Source organism: Brevibacterium sanguinis (assembly GCF_003315415.1).
Classification (GTDB): Bacteria; Actinomycetota; Actinomycetes; order Actinomycetales; family Brevibacteriaceae; genus Brevibacterium; species Brevibacterium celere_A.
Window position 1 is genome coordinate 216,238 of the sequence record NZ_QNSB01000001.1, and the last position, 17,896, is coordinate 234,133.

The window sequence follows — 17,896 nt, forward strand, 5'->3', positions numbered from 1 at the left end:
CGGTCATCGGCGGCATCGGCCGGCGTGGCAGCACCACGGACAGCAGAACAGAAACGAGGAGTCGTCATGATCACCGTGTACACCAAGCCAGCTTGCGTCCAGTGCAACGCCACCTATCGCGCGCTCGATGCCAAGGGCCTGAAGTACAAATCGGTCGATCTCAGCGTCGACGAGAACGCTCTCGACGTCGTCAAGGCGATGGGCTACATGCAGGCGCCCGTCGTCGTCACCGACAACGACCACTGGTCGGGATTCCGCCCGGACAAGATCGCGGCCCTGGCCGGGGAACAGGCGACGGTCTCCGTCGTGGCCTGAGATGCTCCTTGTCTACTATTCCAGTAGCTCTGAGTACACCCACCGCTTCGTCGGCAAGCTCAGGCATCCCTCCCTGCGGCTGCCGCTGCTGACGAGGCACGAGATGCCGAGGATCGATGAGCCGTTCGTCCTCGTCACTCCCACCTACGGGGCCGGCCCCAATCGCGGGGCCGTCCCCAAGCAGGTGGTCAAATTCCTCAACATCGAAGCCAATCGCCGGCACCTCGTCGGTGTCATCGGCGCCGGAAACACCAACTTCGGCGAAGAATACTGCCGCGCGGCCCGCAAGGTCGCCGCGAAATGCCAAGTACCCGTGCTTTATCGTGTGGAACTCCTCGGGACTCCCGACGACGTTGAAGCAGTCAACCAAGGATTGGACAAACTGTGCGCGAGCTCGCTGAAGACCGCAATGTAGAAGACATCATCCGCGAGGAGACGGACCTCGACTACCATGCGCTCAACGCCATGCTGAATCTCTATGATTCCCATGGGCGGATCCAGTTCGAGCGCGATCGGCAGGCGGCCCGGCAGTACTTCCTCCAGCACGTCAACACCAACACCGTCTTCTTCCACGACCTCAAGGAGAAGCTCGACTACCTCGTCGAGAAGGACTACTACGAGCCCGAGGTCCTCGACCAGTACTCGTTCGACTTCATCGAGAGCCTGTCCAAGCGCGCCTACGCGCACAAGTTCCGGTTCCAGACCTTCCTCGGCGCCTTCAAGTTCTACACCTCCTACACGCTGAAGACCTTCGACGGCAAGCGCTACCTCGAGCGCTTCGAGGACCGAGTGGTCATGGTCGCGCTGTTCCTCGCCCGCGGTGATGAGGCCCTGGCGACGCAGCTCGTCGACGAGATCATCTCCGGGCGGTTCCAGCCCGCGACCCCGACCTTCCTCAATGCCGGGAAGAAGCAGCGCGGAGAGCTCGTCTCCTGCTTCCTGCTGCGCATCGAGGACAACATGGAGTCGATCGGCCGCTCGATCAACTCCGCCCTGCAGCTGTCCAAGCGCGGAGGCGGTGTCGCCTTCTGCCTGACGAACATCCGCGAGGCCGGGGCCCCGATCAAGAAGATCGAGAACCAGTCCTCCGGAGTCATCCCGGTGATGAAGCTGCTCGAGGACTCCTTCTCCTACGCCAATCAGCTCGGCGCGCGACAGGGCGCCGGCGCCGTCTACATCCACGCCCACCACCCCGACATCTACCGCTTCCTCGACACGAAGCGGGAGAACGCGGATGAGAAGATCCGGATCAAGACCCTGTCCCTGGGCGTCGTCATCCCGGACATCACGTTCGAGCTCGCCAAGCGCAACGAGGACATGTACCTCTTCAGCCCCTACGACGTCGAACGCGTCTACGGGGTGCCGTTCTCCGACATCAACGTCACGGAGAAGTACGAGGAGATGGTCGACAATGCCTCCATCCGGAAGCAGAAGATCAACGCCCGCGAGTTTTTCCAGACCCTGGCCGAGATCCAGTTCGAGTCCGGCTACCCCTACATCATGTTCGAGGACACGGTGAACCGGGCGAACCCGATCGACGGCAAGATCATCATGTCCAACCTGTGCTCGGAGATCCTCCAGGTCTCCGAGCCGAGCGAGTACGACGCCGACCTCGGCTACGAGGTCGTCGGCAAGGACATCTCCTGCAACCTCGGTTCACTCAACATCGCGCTGACGATGGACTCCGAGGACTTCGGGAGGACCGTCGAGACCGCGATCCGCGGTCTGACCGCCGTCGCGGAGACCTCGGACATCCAGTCCGTGCCGTCGATCGCCCGCGGCAACGACATGTCCCACGCGATCGGCCTCGGGCAGATGAACCTTCACGGCTACCTCGCCCGGGAGCGCATCCACTACGGCTCCGAGGAGGGCCTCGACTTCACGAACATGTACTTCTACACCATCGCCTACCACTGCGTGCGGGCGTCGATGGAGATCGCGAAGGAGCGCGGCACGACCTTCGCCGGCTTCGAGAAGTCGAAGTACGCGACGGGGGAGTACTTCGACAAGTACACCGACGAGGCGTGGGTGCCGCGCACGGAGCGGGTGGCGCAGCTGTTCGCCGAGGCGGGAGTGCACATCCCCACCCAGGAGGACTGGCGCGAGCTCAAGTCCGCCGTGGCCGTGCACGGGATCTACAACCAGAACCTGCAGGCGGTGCCGCCGACCGGGTCGATCTCCTACATCAACAACTCGACCTCCTCGATCCACCCGGTGGCCTCGAAGATCGAGATCCGCAAGGAGGGCAAGATCGGGCGCGTGTACTACCCGGCTCCCTTCATGGACAACGACAACCTCGAGTACTACCAGGACGCCTACGAGATCGGCTACGAGAAGATCATCGACACGTACGCCGAGGCGACGAAGCACGTCGACCAGGGCTTGTCCCTGACCCTGTTCTTCATGGACACGGCGACGACGCGCGACATCAACAAGGCGCAGATCTACGCCTGGCGCAAGGGCATCAAGACCATCTACTACATTCGGCTGCGGCAGCTGGCGCTGCAGGGCACCGAGGTGGACGGCTGCGTGTCCTGCATGCTGTGAGGCAGGTCGCGGGCCGGTTCCCACCGGCCCGCGAGTAGCGTCCGGGGTGACCACGGGCGAAATGAGAGTGTCGAAGAGGACGGCCGGTGCGGCCGCCGACAGCAAGCGGGGAAGAGGAATCAAGCGTGGAGAACCTGACTTTGGCATCGCATGTCGATGCCATCAACTGGAATCGGGTCATCGATCCCGTCGACGACGATGTCTGGGATCGGCTGACGGGCAACTTCTGGCTGCCGGAGAAGGTGCCGCTGAGCAACGACGTGCCGTCGTGGGCAACGCTGACGGAGGAGGAGAAGACGCTGACGATGCGCGTCTTCACGGGACTGACGCTGCTCGACACCATCCAGGGCACCGTCGGGGCGATCTCGCTCATCCCCGATGCGGTGACACCGCACGAGGAGGCCGTGCTCACGAACATCGCGTTCATGGAGAGCGTGCACGCGAAGTCCTACTCCTCGATCTTCTCGACCCTGTGCTCGACGAAGGAGATCGACGAGGCGTTCCGATGGTCGCGGGAGAACCGGTTCCTCCAGTCGAAGGCCGACATCATCCTCAACTACTACCGGGGCGATGATCCGCTCAAGCGCAAGGTGGCCTCGACCCTGCTCGAGTCGTTCCTCTTCTACTCCGGCTTCTACCTGCCGATGTACTGGTCGTCGCATGCGAAGCTGACGAACACCGCCGACCTCATCCGCCTGATCATCCGTGATGAGGCCGTCCACGGCTACTACATCGGCTACAAGTACCAGAAGGGTCTGGAGTCGCAGTCCGAGGAGCGCCGCGCCGAGCTCAAGGACTACACGATGAACCTCACCTTCGAGCTCTACGAGAACGAGGTCGCCTACACCCACGACCTCTACGACTCCGTGGGGCTGGCCGAGGACTGCAAGAAGTTCCTCCACTACAACGCCAACAAGGCGCTGATGAATCTCGGCTACGAGGCGCTGTTCCCCAAGGAGATGACCGACGTCAATCCGGCGATCCTCGCGGCCCTGTCGCCGAACAGCGATGAGAACCATGACTTCTTCTCGGGTTCGGGTTCGTCCTACGTCATCGGCAAGGCCGAGAACACCCAGGACGAGGACTGGGACTTCTGAGACCCCAGGTGAGCGGCCTGCCTGAGCCATCTGACTCGGGTGGGCCGCTCTTCTGCACTCAGCCCTCCGGCACCCCGGTTCCTCCTTCGAGCGTGTTCGGTGCCCGCTGCGATTCCACACCTCCGTGATTTCTCAACGCCAACCATACGCGCTACTGCGGATCACACTTTCGTAAAGTTCTCGGAACCCCTGGTTCGTGGGGTCGAACGTGCAGTCACGATGCTGACACGTAAGCTCTGTGGTCGCTCTCCGCAGCATTACCAGTATTGAGGTAGTAGTCGCCGGGCTTGGCGACTATCACCCAGCCTATTATTGGCTCGAAGTGGATCTCCACAGTAGGTCGAAATCCAACAGTGCTTCCGGTTGGACTAGGGTTGATATATGCAGAAGTGGATATGGATTGGAGCAGCGGCTGCAATCGTTGCTTTCATAGGGATAGTGTACCTTGCGAACGATAGCTTGAGCGTTCGAATCGGAGCTTGGGCGCAGTTTATAGCTACGCTGGGCAGTGTATTCGCCGCCTTTCTGGCGTTTCGCACGGCGGATGCGAATCGCAAGCAGGCGAACGAGGCCAATCAAGCGATGGCTGAAGCGACGCGACCCCAGCTATCCTTGACCGTCACCCCGAACACATATGGACCACCCCAGGACAATTCTGTGACCGGCTTGCATTTGACCATAGCAAATCAGTCAAAGTTCAACGTGGATGACTGCCGTGTCTATTGGGAAATGGCAGGCGGCTCGATTAGCAGGAAAGAGATCGGCCCGATAATTGCAGACGGGGACCCCTCCAGCCGAGGGTTTGGTGATTCCGTTGCCTACGCAAGTGGCCTCATGTCATACGCAACGGTCACTCTGGGGCTGCACGAGATGTTCAAGCCGAGCACGATTCGGGTCATCTTCTACTACTCAAGTACGTTCAGTAACGGTGAGTGGATGGAAACTCACTACTGGACGACCCGAGATGCAATCGAAGATCCCCGTTCCTCGAATTGGAAATTGGTCCATACATACGACCCGCCGAAGTGGATACCGAGATCTCTGATGAGCAAGCAGTGGAATTAGGGCACCCGTCCGGCGCATGTTCGCTGCCCTCGCTGCGCGCCGGAAAGGGAGTGAGTGAGCACAATGACCGGCGCACGTGAGATGTTCGAGGGCCACTCGACCTTTAGGGCCACATGCATGTCCTGGAAGTTCGAGGCCCTGTCGAAGAGGTAGGGTGAACCGGAATCCGAGAAGGTGACTAGGCGCATGTTGCGGTGAAGGTGACATGCACGAACGTTGATTTCTCGAGCCTGCCATGCCCGTTGACAACTCTCTTCTCGCTTCGGGCACGAGAGAAACTCGGGCAAGTTTGGGCATTATCGCCAGCGAGTCCGAAGAGGAGGCTGACAATCTGGGCGTAGTAGTCGTCCAAGAGCAGTGGGAAATGAGCCATGCTTTCAAATACCAATGACACCAATGGGGCGGCCCAGCAGGTCGACAACGGCGGGGTATGTCCAACAGGCAATCGGTCGCCTCGGACACACCCCGCTGAGGTGCTGATCAGACCAGGGTCGTCACCACATCGACCGGACGAACCAGGGTGTCGCGAATCGGTGACCGCTGGGTGACGACCTCGACGAGCTCCTCGAGTTCGGCCCGGGTGGAACCGGGGGCATCGAGGGTGACATCGACGCGAATCTGGCTGGCTCCGGGTGCCTCCTCTGGGGCGACACCGAGGAAGGATGCCAGATCGAAGTCGGCTTCGAGATGCAGTTCGTAGGACTTCAGCTCGATGCCTTTGGAGGCGGCGTTTGCCGCAAGGGTAACCGTATAGCAGCCGGCCAGCGCCTGGAGGATGTATTCGGCCGGTGATGCGGCCGTGTCCGTACCCAGCAGCGCCGTCGGTTCGTCGCTTGACATCGTGAACTTGCCGTCGCGTTCCGCATCGGACTGCCCGGCCTGGGTCAGTGCGCCGGTGCGCGCGTCGACGCGGAACCCGCCCTTCCACGTGCCGTTCACGGCGAAGGTCACTTCGCCGAGGGTGCGGTTCTCCCGTACTGCGTTGATAGTGCCGTGCAGGTCGTCGAGGTTGACACCGTTCTGGATGGTGGTTGTCTCGGTCATCTGTTTCTCCTTATCTGATTGTCTCCGTGCTTGGTGGGAGACATGGTTGCTGGGTATGTGAAGTGGTGGCGCTTCTCGGGGGTGCCGGTTCAGAATCCGTCTTTGACCTTGACGACTGCGCGGCCAATGTGGGTTCCCGCTGAAATCGCCTCGAGGACGGTGGCGATGTCCTTGATCTCGATGGTGTGCGTGGCTTGGTCGAGTCTGCTGGGCATGAGGTCCGTCTCGATCCGCTTCCACACCTCGCGCCGGCGTTCGATGGGCATCATCACCGAATCGATCCCCTGGAGTCGAACGCCGCGCAGAATGAAGGGCAAGACTGTCGTCGACAGGTCAACGCCGCCGGCGTTCCCACTGGCGGCGACGACGCCGCCATAGGCCATGGTGGGCAGCACCGTCGCCAGAGTCCTGCCCCCTACGGTGTCGACTGCCGCGCTCCAGGTCGACTTCCCCAGTGGCCGGATCCGCTCATCCGGATCGCCTGTCACCCTGCCGACCACCTCGGTCGCTCCCATGCTCCGCAGCAGATCCGCGGTGGAGTCCTTGCCCGTCGATGCCACGACTTCGAAGCCTAGCCGCGAGAGCATGTCCACGGCGCAGATGCCCACTCCGCCGCTGGCCCCGGTGACGAGGACGGGACCGTCCTGCGGGCGGATTCCGGCCTCCTCGATGGTCATGACACTCATTGCCGCTGTGAACCCGGCGGTGCCGATGGCCATCGCCTGCTGCGGAGAAAGGCTGTTCAGGGGGATGACCCATTCGGCCGGCACCCTGGCCAGCTCGGCGAATCCGCCGTCCTGTCCGGTCCCGATCCGGTAGCCGTGTGCCAGCACCGGCGTCCCGACGGGGACCTCAGCTGCAGACGATTCTCTTACGGTTCCCGCCAGATCGATGCCGGGAACCAGCGGATACTGCCGGACGACCTTGCTGCCGGGGTCAAAGGCCAGCATGTCCTTGTAGTTCGCGGAGGAGCAGTCGACCTCGATCGTCACATCACCGTCGGGCAGCCCTGCGATCGGCAGATCGGTGAAAGTATAGATCCCAGCTCCTGCTTTCGAATCGGCGACGAGTGCTCGATAGGTGCCGGAGTGTTCCGTCGCGTGCGGAGCAGAGTCAGCGGTTGACAAAGCTGGCCTCCCTTTTCTCAATGAATGCGGCCATTCCCTCTTTTTGATCCTCGGTTGCGAAGGTCGACTGGACCAATCGGCGCTCGAGGCGCAGACCCTCAGACAACGTGGATTCGTAGGCGAAGTTGACGGCCTCTTTGGCCATTCGGCTGGCGATGAGTGAACGTGCGGCAATGTCCTCGACGAACGAGTCGATCTCCGCGTCGAAATCGTCCTCCGGAACGACACGGGCGACGAGACCGCAGTCCTTCGCCTCGGCCGCTGACATCATCCGTCCGGTGAGGATCATGTCCATGGCCTGCGCCTTCCCGATGGCTCGGGTCAGACGCTGAGTTCCACCCATGCCCGGAATGATGCCGAGTCTGATCTCCGGTTGACCGAACTTGGCGGTGTCTGTGGCAATGATGAGGTCGCACATCATCGCCAGTTCACAGCCTCCGCCGAGGGCATAGCCGGAGACGGCGGCGACGATCGGGGTGCGCACTCGCGTCAATGAGTCCCACCCAGCGAAGAGATCCATCCGATGGGCATCGGCGAACGACAGATCCGCCATCTCCTTGATGTCCGCGCCGGCTGCGAAGGCCTTGGCCGATCCGCGGATGATGATCACGGAGACAGCGTCATCGGTATCCATCTCGTGGGCGGCATGGCAGACTTCGGCCATCATCTCCCGGTTGAGCGCATTGAGAGCTTCGGGACGATTCAGGGTGATGTGTCCGGCTGCGCCGCGTATCTCTGTGGCGATCGTGGTGAATTCCATGGTGTCCTTTCGGCGGTACGGGAGCTCGTCTCAGTCCTCGACAGTGCTGAATCTCTTGTCGCGCCACGCCAACGCCGACCCCAGGCCCTCGGTAGCGACGAGGCGGGTGAACTCCTCGCGCTCCTCCGTGTGGGCCGAATTGAGGACGGCGGCGATGTCGAGATTCGATTCGACTGCCTCGCGCAGCCCCATCGCCTCGGAGGCGCGTTTGAGCGAACGCTTCGTGTATTGGAGGATCTTCAGCGGGGTGAGGGCGATCTTGTGGGCCATCGCATCCACGGTGTCCATCAGCTCGTCGCCGGCGACGACGCGGTTGATGATTCCGATTTCGAGTGCGGTCTGCGCATCGATCGTGTCACCGGTGTAGAGCAGCTCGTTCGTCTTCTTCTGCCCGATGAGGAAGGGCATGAGCAGAGTGACCGGCCCGGATCCGAATCTGATCTCCGGTTCGCCGAACTTCGCATCCTCGGCAGCGATGAGAATGTCACACGCCATGGCCAGTTCACAGCCGCCGGCGAGGCAGAATCCGGTGACCGCGCCGATGACCGGCTTCGACAGTCCCCAGACCTGCATGGTCAGCCCGACGTTGTTCGACAGTCCGGCATGCCACTGCTCTGCCGTCGAAACACCGAGTTCGACCTCTTCGGAGATGTCGTATCCGACGCTGAAGGCCTTGTCGATGCCGCGCAGCACGACGACACTGACGGAGTCATCCTTGTCGACCCGGGTGAGCTCGGCGGAGAGCTGGCCCATCACGGTGGTCGACAGGGCGTTGAGCTTATCGGGCCTGTGGATCGTCAGCCACGCGATTCTGTCGGAATCCTCGCGGACGATGTAGTTCTCAGACAAGGGTCACACCTTTCTTTGTGGTCGTCTCTGCCATTTGGCGCAGAGCACGCTTGTTGATCTTTCCGACGGTGGTCGTCGGCAGGGCGTCGACCACCTCGATCTGGTCCGGCAGCCACCATCGGGGGAACTTCTCTGCCAGGTGAGTGGATAGCATGCGGTAAAGCCCATCGGTGGAGGACGCGGGGTCGGCCAGCACGACATAGGCCCGTGGTCGTTGGATCCAACGCGGGTCGCTGACGGGCACGACTGCCGCCGCTGCGACTGCTGGGTGAGCGCAGAGGCGTTGTTCGATCTCGGCCGAGGCGATCCATTCGCCACCGGACTTGATGAGGTCCTTTTCCCGATCGCGCAGAGTGAGAGTGCCCTCCTCGCTGATCGTGGCGATGTCTCCGGTGGTGAACCAGCCCTCGGGGTCGGCATCCCCGATGACGAACGGTCCGCGGATCTGCAGCCGCCCCGGTACCGTCGAATCCTCGTCCTGACCGGAGGCGTCTTCGAGCCTGAGTTCGACCAGAGGGATGGGCTTGCCGGCATGTTCAGCAGGTTGATCGCGTTCATAGGTGCTGCACGACATCGTCTCGGTCATGCCCCACGCCGTTGCCACACTGACGCCGAGGTGGGTCTTGAGACTGTTCCAGACCGATTCCGGCAGGGCATCCCCACCGGTGAGGACTTCGCGTAGCCGCGAAGGACGGGGTGCGTCGCCATTGGCGATCGCTGCACAGACACCGAACCAGACGGATGGCACGGCCGCAGCCACCGTGACGCTCTCGGCATCCATCAGCCGCGCCATTCGTGCCGGTTTGACGTCGGATCCAGCCAACACGAGTGAGGCACCGGTGAGTGCGCAGGTCAGCGGCAGACCCCAGCCATTGACATGGAAGAAAGGGGCCAGGGGGAGCATTCGGTCGGTGCTCGAGAGTCCGGTGGCGTCCACACTGGCCTCGCTCAGACAGTGGAGGAGTGCCGCGCGGTGAGAGACGGGATACGACTTCGGTGCACCGGTCGTTCCACTGGTGTGGAACAAGAAGGCGGTCTGGTCTTCGCTGCTCACCCATGACGGTCGGGGCACAGGCGGTTCGTCGACGAGCAGATCGTCATAGAGGATCGAATCGCTGACGAATGAGGCCGAGGATGGGCCGATATGCACGACGGTGGCGCCTGCATCGTGAGCGGCGGTGACCGCGGCGCGCACGTCCTCTCCGACAGAGGCGTGGTCGAGGATTCCATCGCTGAACACCACTGCCTTGGGCCGCGGGTCTGTCGCCATTTGAGGCATGGTTGTCGAGCCGAGGCGGAGATTGACGCTGTTGAGCACTCCTCCTGCGAGGGGGACGGCCAGGAGCAGTTCGAAGTGCTCCCGATCGTTCCATCCGAACACGGTGACGACATCCCCGGTGCTCAGGCCGATCTTCTCACGAAGAGCGTGGGCGATAGCCTCGATTCTGTACGCACTCTCGGCGAATGTGCGCCGTTCGATGGTTTCGTCTGCGTTGACGGTCACCACCTGTGACTCGGGATGGACGTTGTGCATCCTCCACAGAAGGTGATCGATTGTCAGCTGGATGGTCATCGTTCCTCGTTCTCGGTGATAGCGGTGGTGCGGCGGACTCTGCGGTAAGCCGGCGAGGGCATGGCGGCGGTAGGGCCTCGGGTCTCAGGTCGGAGTCTCGGTTCGGAGGCGGGCCGGTTTCCGGGCGATGGTGGTGTCATCGTCGATGTCGCGCCGACTGGTCTCTTTGGTGAGATAGGCACAGGACGCAGTGATGGCGCTGAGGATAAGGAAGTAGACGATGATCAGCCAGGGCGAACCTCCGCCCGCTGCCAGCAATGCCGTCGCGATGAGGGGCGAGAACCCGCCACCGAAGACGGATCCGATCGAGTAGCTGATCGACGCGCCGCTGTAGCGCACGCCGGTGCTGAACAACTCCGAGAAGTAGGCGGCCTGAGGACCGTACATCGCATCGTGGAAGAAGTTGACGCCGATGAGCATCGCGATGACGATGAGGGCCGGATTCCCGGTGTCGGCGAGCAAGAAGAACGGGGCCATGAACAGTCCGCCACCGATTGCACCGAACATGTAGATCCTGCGGCGCCCGATCCTGTCGGAGAGGATCGCCCACAGCGGTGTCGAGACGATGCCGACCGCTGAGGAGATCATCACCGCCACCAGGGTGACATTGCTGTCGGAGCCGAGGGACCGGGCAACGTAGGAGATGGCGAACACTGTGTAGAGATAGTAGACGGCGTTCTGCGACACTCGCATTCCGGTGGCCAGCCAGACATTGCGCTGCTCGTGGCGATAGACATCGGCGATGGGATTCTTCGAGACTTCGTTCTGTTCCTTCATCTCCTGGAATTTGGGAGGATCCTGCAGTGCCATACGGATGACGAAGCCCACCACTATGAGGATTGCACTGGACAGAAAGGGAAGGCGCCATCCCCAGTCCAGGAACCCGCTGGTACCGATGAGTGCGCGGGTGAGGGCGAAGGCACCGGTGGCCATCAACATTCCCACGGGCACGCCGATCTGCGTAAAGCTGCCATAGAAGCCGCGCTTGTTGCTCGGCGCGTGTTCGACCGACATCAGGGCCGCGCCTCCCCATTCGGCGCCAGCGCCGAATCCCTGGAGGATTCGTAGGAGCAGAAGGAGCGCCGGTGCCCAGTATCCGATTTGTGCGAATGTCGGCAGTGCACCGATCAGCGTGGTCCCGATCCCCATGATGAGCAGCGATGCGACAAGCATGGCCTTGCGTCCGACGCGGTCACCCACGTGTCCGGCGACGAAGCCGCCCAGCGGTCGGGCCAGAAAGCCGACGGCGAAGGTGCCGAAAGAGGCCATCAGCCCGATCAGGGGATCGACATCGGGAAAGAAGAGCGGACCGAAGACCACGGCCGCGGCCGTGCCGTAGAGAAAGTAGTCGTACCACTCGATCGATGTGCCGACGAGGCTCCCAATGGCGGAGCGAGTGGCCATGGGGCGCGTTTTCGACGCTGCTGTGTTCTGGGCGATCATGGTAATGGCAAACTCCTGTGGCTAATCATCGTCATCGATTTTGGCCGAACCCCGGCAGTAGTGGGGCGTCTATTTGGTAATTCATGGCCTTCTGGGGGATCTGCTTATCTCGCGCTAAGTCAGATCGCGGCAACGAACGAATTATGTGATGTCAGTATTGGTCTGAAACGTTGACCGGGGCAATAACCAATAGAACACAGAGCTGTGCAGAACTGCACACGAGTTTGCGTGGGAACAGTTGCCGGGACAAGTCCTAGCCGCTTCGGCAGTACACGAAACAGTGAGTGGCGTGGACCCAACGGAGGCGGGCCACAGGCAGAGCGCCTGCGGAGGAGGGAAGTGATGGGGGATTCAGTTGGTGCCGGCGATGGCGGGAGAGCTCAGTGGAATCGATCGGACCAGAGCGACGACCTCTCGTACCCTGCGCAGTCGCTGGAGCCCACGGGGTACGACGATCCAATACCGACGCTTCACCGACACCTGATCTGGCAGCACCGGAATCAGGCTGTCATCGTTGTCGCCGATATAGCTGGGAAGCGGCGAGATCCCGAGACCTGCGGCTGTCGCCTTCCAATGTCCCGTGATGTTGTTGATCTGTATCCGTGCAGTGTGATCGGGAAGGATCTCGCTCATGATTCGCAGCGGATTGATATCGAGAGCTTCGTCGACGTAGAAGATCAAGGTGTGTTTGCGAAGGTCATCAACCGTCTGCACGGATGGATGCGAATCGAAGTAGTCTCGCGAGGCATAGAGCCTGAGAGTGTAGTCGAGCAGCGGTTGGGACCACACCGCGTGCTGCGAAGGCTCGACCAGCACGACAGCGACATCGAACTCCCGCTCGGTGAACGAACCTCGCTGGCTGACCGTCATGATCTCGATCGTGAGTTCGGGGAACTTCCTGCGCAGCGGCCCGAGGGCCGGAGCGAGAAGGAACGCGCCGAAGCCATCCGGAGCGACGATCCGCACCGACCCCGACAATGCGGCACCGGAATCAGTGGCCACAGTGGTTGCCGCGGACAGGGCATCTTCGACTGTTTCGGCGTGAACCATTAGACGTTCGCCGACCTCGGTCAGCGCCCAGCCCTGGCTGCGTCGATCGAACAGGCGCTGCCCCAACTGTTCTTCGAGCCGAGTGATCCGCCGACCGACGGTTGTGTGGTTCACACCCAAGGCATGCGCGGCGAGGGTGAGGCGGCGTTGTCGTGCGACCTGCAGGAAGTAGCTGAGATCATCGGCGGAGATCATGGGAGCATCACCGGGTAATGGAGGCATGACGTCGTTGACATGCTGACAGTGTGCACAGATGCACCTAAATGTGGCAAATTGTCGATTGCGAACGGCCGGACGTCGGATGAGAATCGACCCATGAAAACATCGTTGTCACGCATGTGCTTTCCGGAAGAGGATTCGAGTGTGTCCTTTATCGAATCCGGAGTGGGGAGAATATTCCTCAATCGGCCGACAGCGTTGAATTCCCTGAACGAGGAAATGGTCCGAGAGATTCATGACGATCTCGAGCGATGGCGTACCGCCGACCTCAGGGCGATCATCATCGCATCGTCCCGACCGAAGACCTTCTGCGCGGGTGGAGATGTGAAGGAGATCCGCCGGCTCTCGCTCAGCGGTGAGGCTGAGGCGATCGACGCGTTCTTTCGACAGGAATACCGTTTGAATGCCGCCATCGCGAATCATCCGACACCGATCATCTCGCTCATCGATGGAGTGTGCATGGGCGGGGGCATGGGAATATCGATGCATGGCCGTTTCCGGGTCGTCACCGACGCGGTGAAGCTGGCGATGCCGGAGACCGCCATCGGATTCTTCCCGGACGTAGGTGCGAGCTTCTTCCTCCCTCGGCTTCCGGGTGCCATCGGCCGGTATCTGGGGCTGACGGGAGTCACGATCGACCATCGGGACGCCCTGTACAGCGGACTTGCCACCCATCGCCTGTCCGCGGGGCAGTTCGCCGAACTGCCTGCACTCATCGCACAGAACCCCGACACGCCGCTGACGTCGGTCCTGGGTCGACTCGGCAGCGCCGACTCCGACGACAACGGCGGCACCGTCGACATCGGGGAATTGGAAACCCACCGCCACGAGATCGACCGCTGCTTCGGTGCTCCGAGCTTGGACGAGATCATTTCTCGCCTGCACGCGGAAGGCAGCGCCTGGGCCCAGCGGGTGCTCTCGGTCCTCGCCGGTCGCTCGCCGCAGAGCCTGCGCGTGACCGATGCTCTTCTGCGCTGGGGAGCCGAGCACACGCTCGAAGACTGCTTGGCTGTCGAGCTCCGACTGGCCCGAGAGATGGCGGCGACGAGCGACTTCATCGAAGGAGTCCGGTCCGTGCTCGTCGACAAGGACGGAATCGCCGCCTGGCAGGAGCCGGCCGAGGAAGCCGACCGTCTTGTCGGATTGATCGCTGACGGCGCACATGCACACTGGTCCGCAGCCCATGAGACGGTCGTGGCACCCTGACCGCAGCAGAGTCGAGACGGGGTCACTGTCACGCGCTCCCGAACGAGGCTCCATCCGACACCACCCCACCGAACAATTGCGCATACAACCCGGCACCATCGACCGCGACGGTGCAGCCGACCATCCAGGAGACATGATGAAGACACAGGATCAGGCCGCTGCCAACGACGACGGGCTCACGCGCGCATTCGTCCTCGAAGGGCCCAATGAACCGCTCCGGGAGGAGTTTCTCGTCCTCAGCGAACCCCGCGAGGAGGAAGTGCTCATAGAGGTGGCGGCATGCGGTGTCTGCCACACCGACCTGCACGTGATGAAGGATGAGGTTCGGTTCCCGACGCCGGCGGTGCTGGGACACGAGGTCTCCGGGATCGTCCGCTCGATCGGTCCGAATGTCGTGGATGTCCAACCGGGCGATCGAGTCGTGTGCAGCTTCATCATGCCCTGCGGCGCGTGTCGCCACTGTGCCGACGGATTGGAGGACATCTGCGTGAACTTCTTCGAGTTCAATCGGCTCAATGGGAAGCTCTATGACGGCACAACTCGGATCCACCGCCAGAACGGGGACCCGGTGTCGATGTACTCCATGGGCGGGCACGCCACTCACTGTGTGGTCCCCTCACGTGCGGTGTTTCCGCTCCCCGACGAGGTGCCCCTGGGTGAGGCGGCGCTGCTCGGCTGCAGCTTGTTCACGGCCTACGGCGCCGTCAGATCGATCGCCGAGGTGACCGAGGGGGAGACAGTCGCCGTCGTCGCGGCGGGCGGGATTGGTTTGAGCATCATCCACCTGGCGCGCGCGTTCGGGGCGGAGCGAGTGATCGCCATCGACATCGATGACGAGAAGCTGGCATTGGCCGCCGAGTTCGGGGCGACGGATGTCGTCAACTCGGCCGACAGGGATCCGGTTGACGCGGTGAAATCCCTGTGCGGGCGGGGAGTCGACGTGGCGTTCGAGGCACTGGGATCGCAGCCGACCGTCAAGCTCGCCGTCAGCCTTCTCGACGATGGTGGACGAGCCGTATTGGCAGGAATCGCTCCCGTCGGCCACACGATGGATATCGACATCACCCAGGTAGTCAGACGAAAGCTGCGCATCCTCGGTTCATTCGGCGCCTCGGCGTCCGGGGCGATGCCCGCTGTCATCGAACTCGCCGCTCGCGGTCACATCGACTTGCAGAAGCTCATCACCCAGCGTTTCGGCTTCGATGAGATCCCACTCGCCTACGAACTGCTCGATAGACGTCAGATCCGCGGTCGCGGTCTGGTGGAGATCAACCCGACCATGTCGTGAAGCCAACTCCTGGCATGAGGCGTGTCGGCGCCGTCAGGTGAATCAGCGATCCGAATCGTGGTTTGTGCCGGTGTGGAGCGGATGGACGAACATGGCGATATAGGCCACGCAGGTCGTGGCGCCCGGATTCCTATAGGCGTGATCACAGTCGGCGGCGAAATGGATCGCATCTCCGGCCTCAAGCCGATACGGCTCGCCATCGACGTCGATTTCCAGGCTGCCCTCTTCGACGGCTACGTACTCGGCCCATCCGGGCTGGTGGGGTGAGAACACGCCGGCATCGACGAAGGCATTCATCTCGAGTCGCCCCATCTCGAATTCGACGCCCTCGATGACCGGCGAGGTGATCCGACGATGATAGCCGGGCTCGGACAAGAGATCCATCCGGTCAGCGATGATCTTCTGCTCGTTCCTACGGAGGATGGAGACCCTGCTGTGCGTCTCCCTGGTCATCAGCCGGGAGACGCTGACCCCCAGGGCATTGGCTATCCGATCGAGCACAAGAACCGTCGGTGCCCTGTCTCCGCGCTCGATCGCCGAGAGCATGCTGCGACTTGTATCACTGGCCTCGGAGAGCTCGACAAGGGTGAGCTGCTGCCGGTTGCGTTCGTTGCGGACTCGACGCCCGATCTCTTTGAGCGAAACCCGAGTCGGCGAGATCCCGGACTGTTCCCTGGTCATGGCACCACAGTACTCGGGGCAACGCCTCTGCCCCGAGTACGTGCGGTGTCGTGTTCGACGGCACGATAGGATGACCCGACGGATGTCTGTTCGTCAGCGGATCATGATCGTCTTCTTGTTCATGAATTCCTCGATGCCCAGAGGTCCGAGCTCACGGCCGATTCCGGAGCGTTTCACTCCTCCGAAGGGGAGCTCGGCACGTGATCCTCCTGGGGCATTGATGTAGACCATCCCCGCCTCGAGCTGTTCAGCCACCCGCTCCGCACGCTTCCGGTCGACACTGTAGACGCTGGCACCGAGGCCGAACTTCGTATCGTTGGCCAATGAGATGGCCTCGTCCTCGTCTCGGACTCGGAAAACGACGGCAGCGGGTCCGAAGATCTCGTCATCGTAGGCATGCATTCCTGGCTTCACTCCTGTCAGCAGGGCCGGGCTGACATAGGCGCCGGGTCCGTCGAGCTGAGTGCCTCCACAGTGGAGGGTGGCGCCCTTCTCGACGGCGTCGTTCACCTGCGCGACGAATTCCTCTGCCGCGGCCCGTGAGGACAGGGGCGGCAGGAGCGTCTTCGGATCGCTGGGGTCTCCCGGGCCGTAGCGTTCCAGTCGTGCTGCGAACTCCGCGACGAACTCATCGTAGATCTCATCCATGACGATCATCCGCTTCGGCGCGTTGCAGGCTTGCCCGTTGTTGCCCATGCGGGAGGCGACGGCGATCTCGGCCGTCTCAGCAATGTCCTCGGTGTCGAGAACGATGAACGGATCAGACCCGCCCAATTCGAGGACGGCCTTCTTCAGGTTGCGCCCGGCGAGCTCGGCGACAGCCAGGCCGGCCTTCTCGCTGCCGGTCAGGGATACCCCGCACACCCGGTCGTCGGCGAGGATGTCGGGGATCTGGCTGGACGAGGCGTAGACATTGATGAAGGCATCCGAGGGCACTCCCGAGCTGACGATGATCTCCTCGATGGCCGCCGCCGCCCGCGGGCAGTTGCTGGCATGTTTGAGGAGGATCGTGTTGCCCAGCACGAGGTTCGGCGCGGCCAGACGGGCGACCTGGTAATAGGGGAAGTTCCACGGCATGATTCCCAGAATCACACCGATGGGTTCCTTTCGGACGTAGGCGGTGGCACCGTCGATCGCGATCGTGTCATCGGCGAGGAGCTCCGGTGCTGCAGAAGCGTAGTAGTCGAATATCTCTGCGACGAGCTGGAGCTCCCCGCGGCTCTCGTCGATGCGCTTGCCCATCTCTTGCGTGATGATCAGGGCGAGTTCATCAGTGCGTTCGCGGATCGCCGTCGCAACGGCTCGGATCGCACTGATCCGCCGATCGAGCGGTACCCGACGCCAGTGCGTGTATGCCCGATGAGAACGCTCGATCGCGGCACTGACCTCGGCGTCGGTCGCGGTCGGGTACTCATCGAGCAATTCATCAGTGGCGGGATTGATCGTCTGATACATGGGACCTCATTCGCAATGTGCAGACTCGTGGTGTCCGAGTCGGGGTGGGATGTTCAGCATTCTTCTTCACGCCCCGCTCCCGTGACAATGCCGATTCCTGCGCATTTCCGCGCACGATTGCACACCTGCAGGCGGGAGGGCGAATTGCGGCGCAGCTTGACGGTGGACCATTGACAT

General features: G+C 62.1%; 17 protein-coding genes. 7 read left to right on the forward strand and 10 right to left on the reverse strand.

All coding sequences use genetic code 11. The features are described 5' to 3' along the window. Positions 1–66 precede the first annotated feature (66 nt). The 5 genes from nrdH to DFO65_RS16875 all read left to right on the forward strand — a co-directional run bounded on the left by nrdH (position 67) and on the right by DFO65_RS16875 (position 5,024). On the forward strand, positions 67–315 hold the full coding sequence (gene nrdH, locus DFO65_RS00965) for a glutaredoxin-like protein NrdH (protein WP_113902543.1): 249 nt from the start codon (positions 67–69) through the stop codon (positions 313–315). A gap of 1 nt (position 316) precedes the next feature. After that, complete coding sequence (nrdI, locus tag DFO65_RS00970) at positions 317–730, forward strand: class Ib ribonucleoside-diphosphate reductase assembly flavoprotein NrdI (protein ID WP_113902854.1); 414 nt, start codon at positions 317–319, stop codon at positions 728–730. Positions 731–735: 5 nt separating this feature from the next. Next, positions 736–2,862: a class 1b ribonucleoside-diphosphate reductase subunit alpha gene (gene nrdE, locus DFO65_RS00975; protein WP_245940429.1), complete on the forward strand. Its 2,127-nt coding sequence runs from the start codon at positions 736–738 to the stop codon at positions 2,860–2,862. 125 nt (positions 2,863–2,987) lie between these two features. Continuing rightward, positions 2,988–3,959 carry a class 1b ribonucleoside-diphosphate reductase subunit beta gene (nrdF, locus tag DFO65_RS00980; protein ID WP_113902545.1) on the forward strand — a complete coding sequence of 324 codons (972 nt, stop codon included), beginning with the start codon at positions 2,988–2,990 and terminating at the stop codon, positions 3,957–3,959. Between the two features lie 381 nt (positions 3,960–4,340). Beyond that, positions 4,341–5,024, forward strand: a complete 684-nt coding sequence (locus DFO65_RS16875) for a hypothetical protein (protein ID WP_147233196.1) — start codon at positions 4,341–4,343, stop codon at positions 5,022–5,024. 480 nt (positions 5,025–5,504) lie between these two features. On the opposite strand, the gene DFO65_RS00985 is transcribed toward DFO65_RS16875, so the two are convergent. From DFO65_RS00985 to DFO65_RS01015, 7 genes are all read right to left on the reverse strand, one after another. Beyond that, positions 5,505–6,068 (reverse strand): OsmC family protein, encoded by a 564-nt coding sequence (locus DFO65_RS00985; RefSeq protein WP_113902546.1) that lies wholly within the window; start codon positions 6,066–6,068, stop codon positions 5,505–5,507. An 89-nt stretch (positions 6,069–6,157) separates the two neighbouring features. Then, positions 6,158–7,195: an acrylyl-CoA reductase family protein gene (locus DFO65_RS00990; protein ID WP_113902547.1), complete on the reverse strand. Its 1,038-nt coding sequence runs from the start codon at positions 7,193–7,195 to the stop codon at positions 6,158–6,160. After that, complete coding sequence (locus DFO65_RS00995) at positions 7,182–7,955, reverse strand: enoyl-CoA hydratase-related protein (RefSeq protein WP_113902548.1); 774 nt, start codon at positions 7,953–7,955, stop codon at positions 7,182–7,184. Before DFO65_RS00995 ends, DFO65_RS00990 begins: the two co-directional genes overlap by 14 nt. A 30-nt stretch (positions 7,956–7,985) precedes the next feature. Next, positions 7,986–8,804 (reverse strand): enoyl-CoA hydratase/isomerase family protein, encoded by an 819-nt coding sequence (locus DFO65_RS01000; protein ID WP_113902549.1) that lies wholly within the window; start codon positions 8,802–8,804, stop codon positions 7,986–7,988. Further along, positions 8,797–10,377 (reverse strand): AMP-binding protein, encoded by a 1,581-nt coding sequence (locus DFO65_RS01005; RefSeq protein ID WP_113902550.1) that lies wholly within the window; start codon positions 10,375–10,377, stop codon positions 8,797–8,799. The genes DFO65_RS01000 and DFO65_RS01005 overlap by 8 nt, the downstream gene beginning before the upstream one ends. 84 nt (positions 10,378–10,461) lie before the next feature. Beyond that, positions 10,462–11,820, reverse strand: coding sequence for an MFS transporter (locus DFO65_RS01010; RefSeq protein WP_113902551.1), 1,359 nt, complete (start codon positions 11,818–11,820; stop codon positions 10,462–10,464). Positions 11,821–12,171: 351 nt separating this feature from the next. Further along, positions 12,172–13,065: a LysR family transcriptional regulator gene (locus DFO65_RS01015; RefSeq protein ID WP_113902552.1), complete on the reverse strand. Its 894-nt coding sequence runs from the start codon at positions 13,063–13,065 to the stop codon at positions 12,172–12,174. A 120-nt stretch (positions 13,066–13,185) separates the two neighbouring features. Here DFO65_RS01015 and DFO65_RS01020 point away from each other — a divergent pair, with 120 nt between their 5' ends. Beyond that, entirely contained in the window at positions 13,186–14,295 is a 1,110-nt protein-coding gene (locus DFO65_RS01020; protein WP_181778562.1) for an enoyl-CoA hydratase/isomerase family protein, read from the forward strand. A 28-nt stretch (positions 14,296–14,323) separates the two neighbouring features. Here DFO65_RS01020 and DFO65_RS17215 read toward each other — a convergent pair whose 3' ends face one another. Beyond that, positions 14,324–14,701: a hypothetical protein gene (locus tag DFO65_RS17215; protein ID WP_245940435.1), complete on the reverse strand. Its 378-nt coding sequence runs from the start codon at positions 14,699–14,701 to the stop codon at positions 14,324–14,326. Here DFO65_RS17215 and DFO65_RS01025 point away from each other — a divergent pair. Beyond that, positions 14,606–15,583 (forward strand): zinc-binding dehydrogenase, encoded by a 978-nt coding sequence (locus DFO65_RS01025; protein WP_245940430.1) that lies wholly within the window; start codon positions 14,606–14,608, stop codon positions 15,581–15,583. The genes DFO65_RS17215 and DFO65_RS01025 overlap by 96 nt on opposite strands. A gap of 42 nt (positions 15,584–15,625) precedes the next feature. Here DFO65_RS01025 and DFO65_RS01030 read toward each other — a convergent pair whose 3' ends face one another. Together DFO65_RS01030 and DFO65_RS01035 are read right to left on the reverse strand one after the other, a co-directional pair. Beyond that, positions 15,626–16,264 (reverse strand): helix-turn-helix domain-containing protein, encoded by a 639-nt coding sequence (locus tag DFO65_RS01030; protein WP_113902554.1) that lies wholly within the window; start codon positions 16,262–16,264, stop codon positions 15,626–15,628. 93 nt (positions 16,265–16,357) lie between these two features. Next, positions 16,358–17,719, reverse strand: coding sequence for an NAD-dependent succinate-semialdehyde dehydrogenase (locus tag DFO65_RS01035; RefSeq protein ID WP_113902555.1), 1,362 nt, complete (start codon positions 17,717–17,719; stop codon positions 16,358–16,360). Positions 17,720–17,896: the final 177 nt, after the last annotated feature.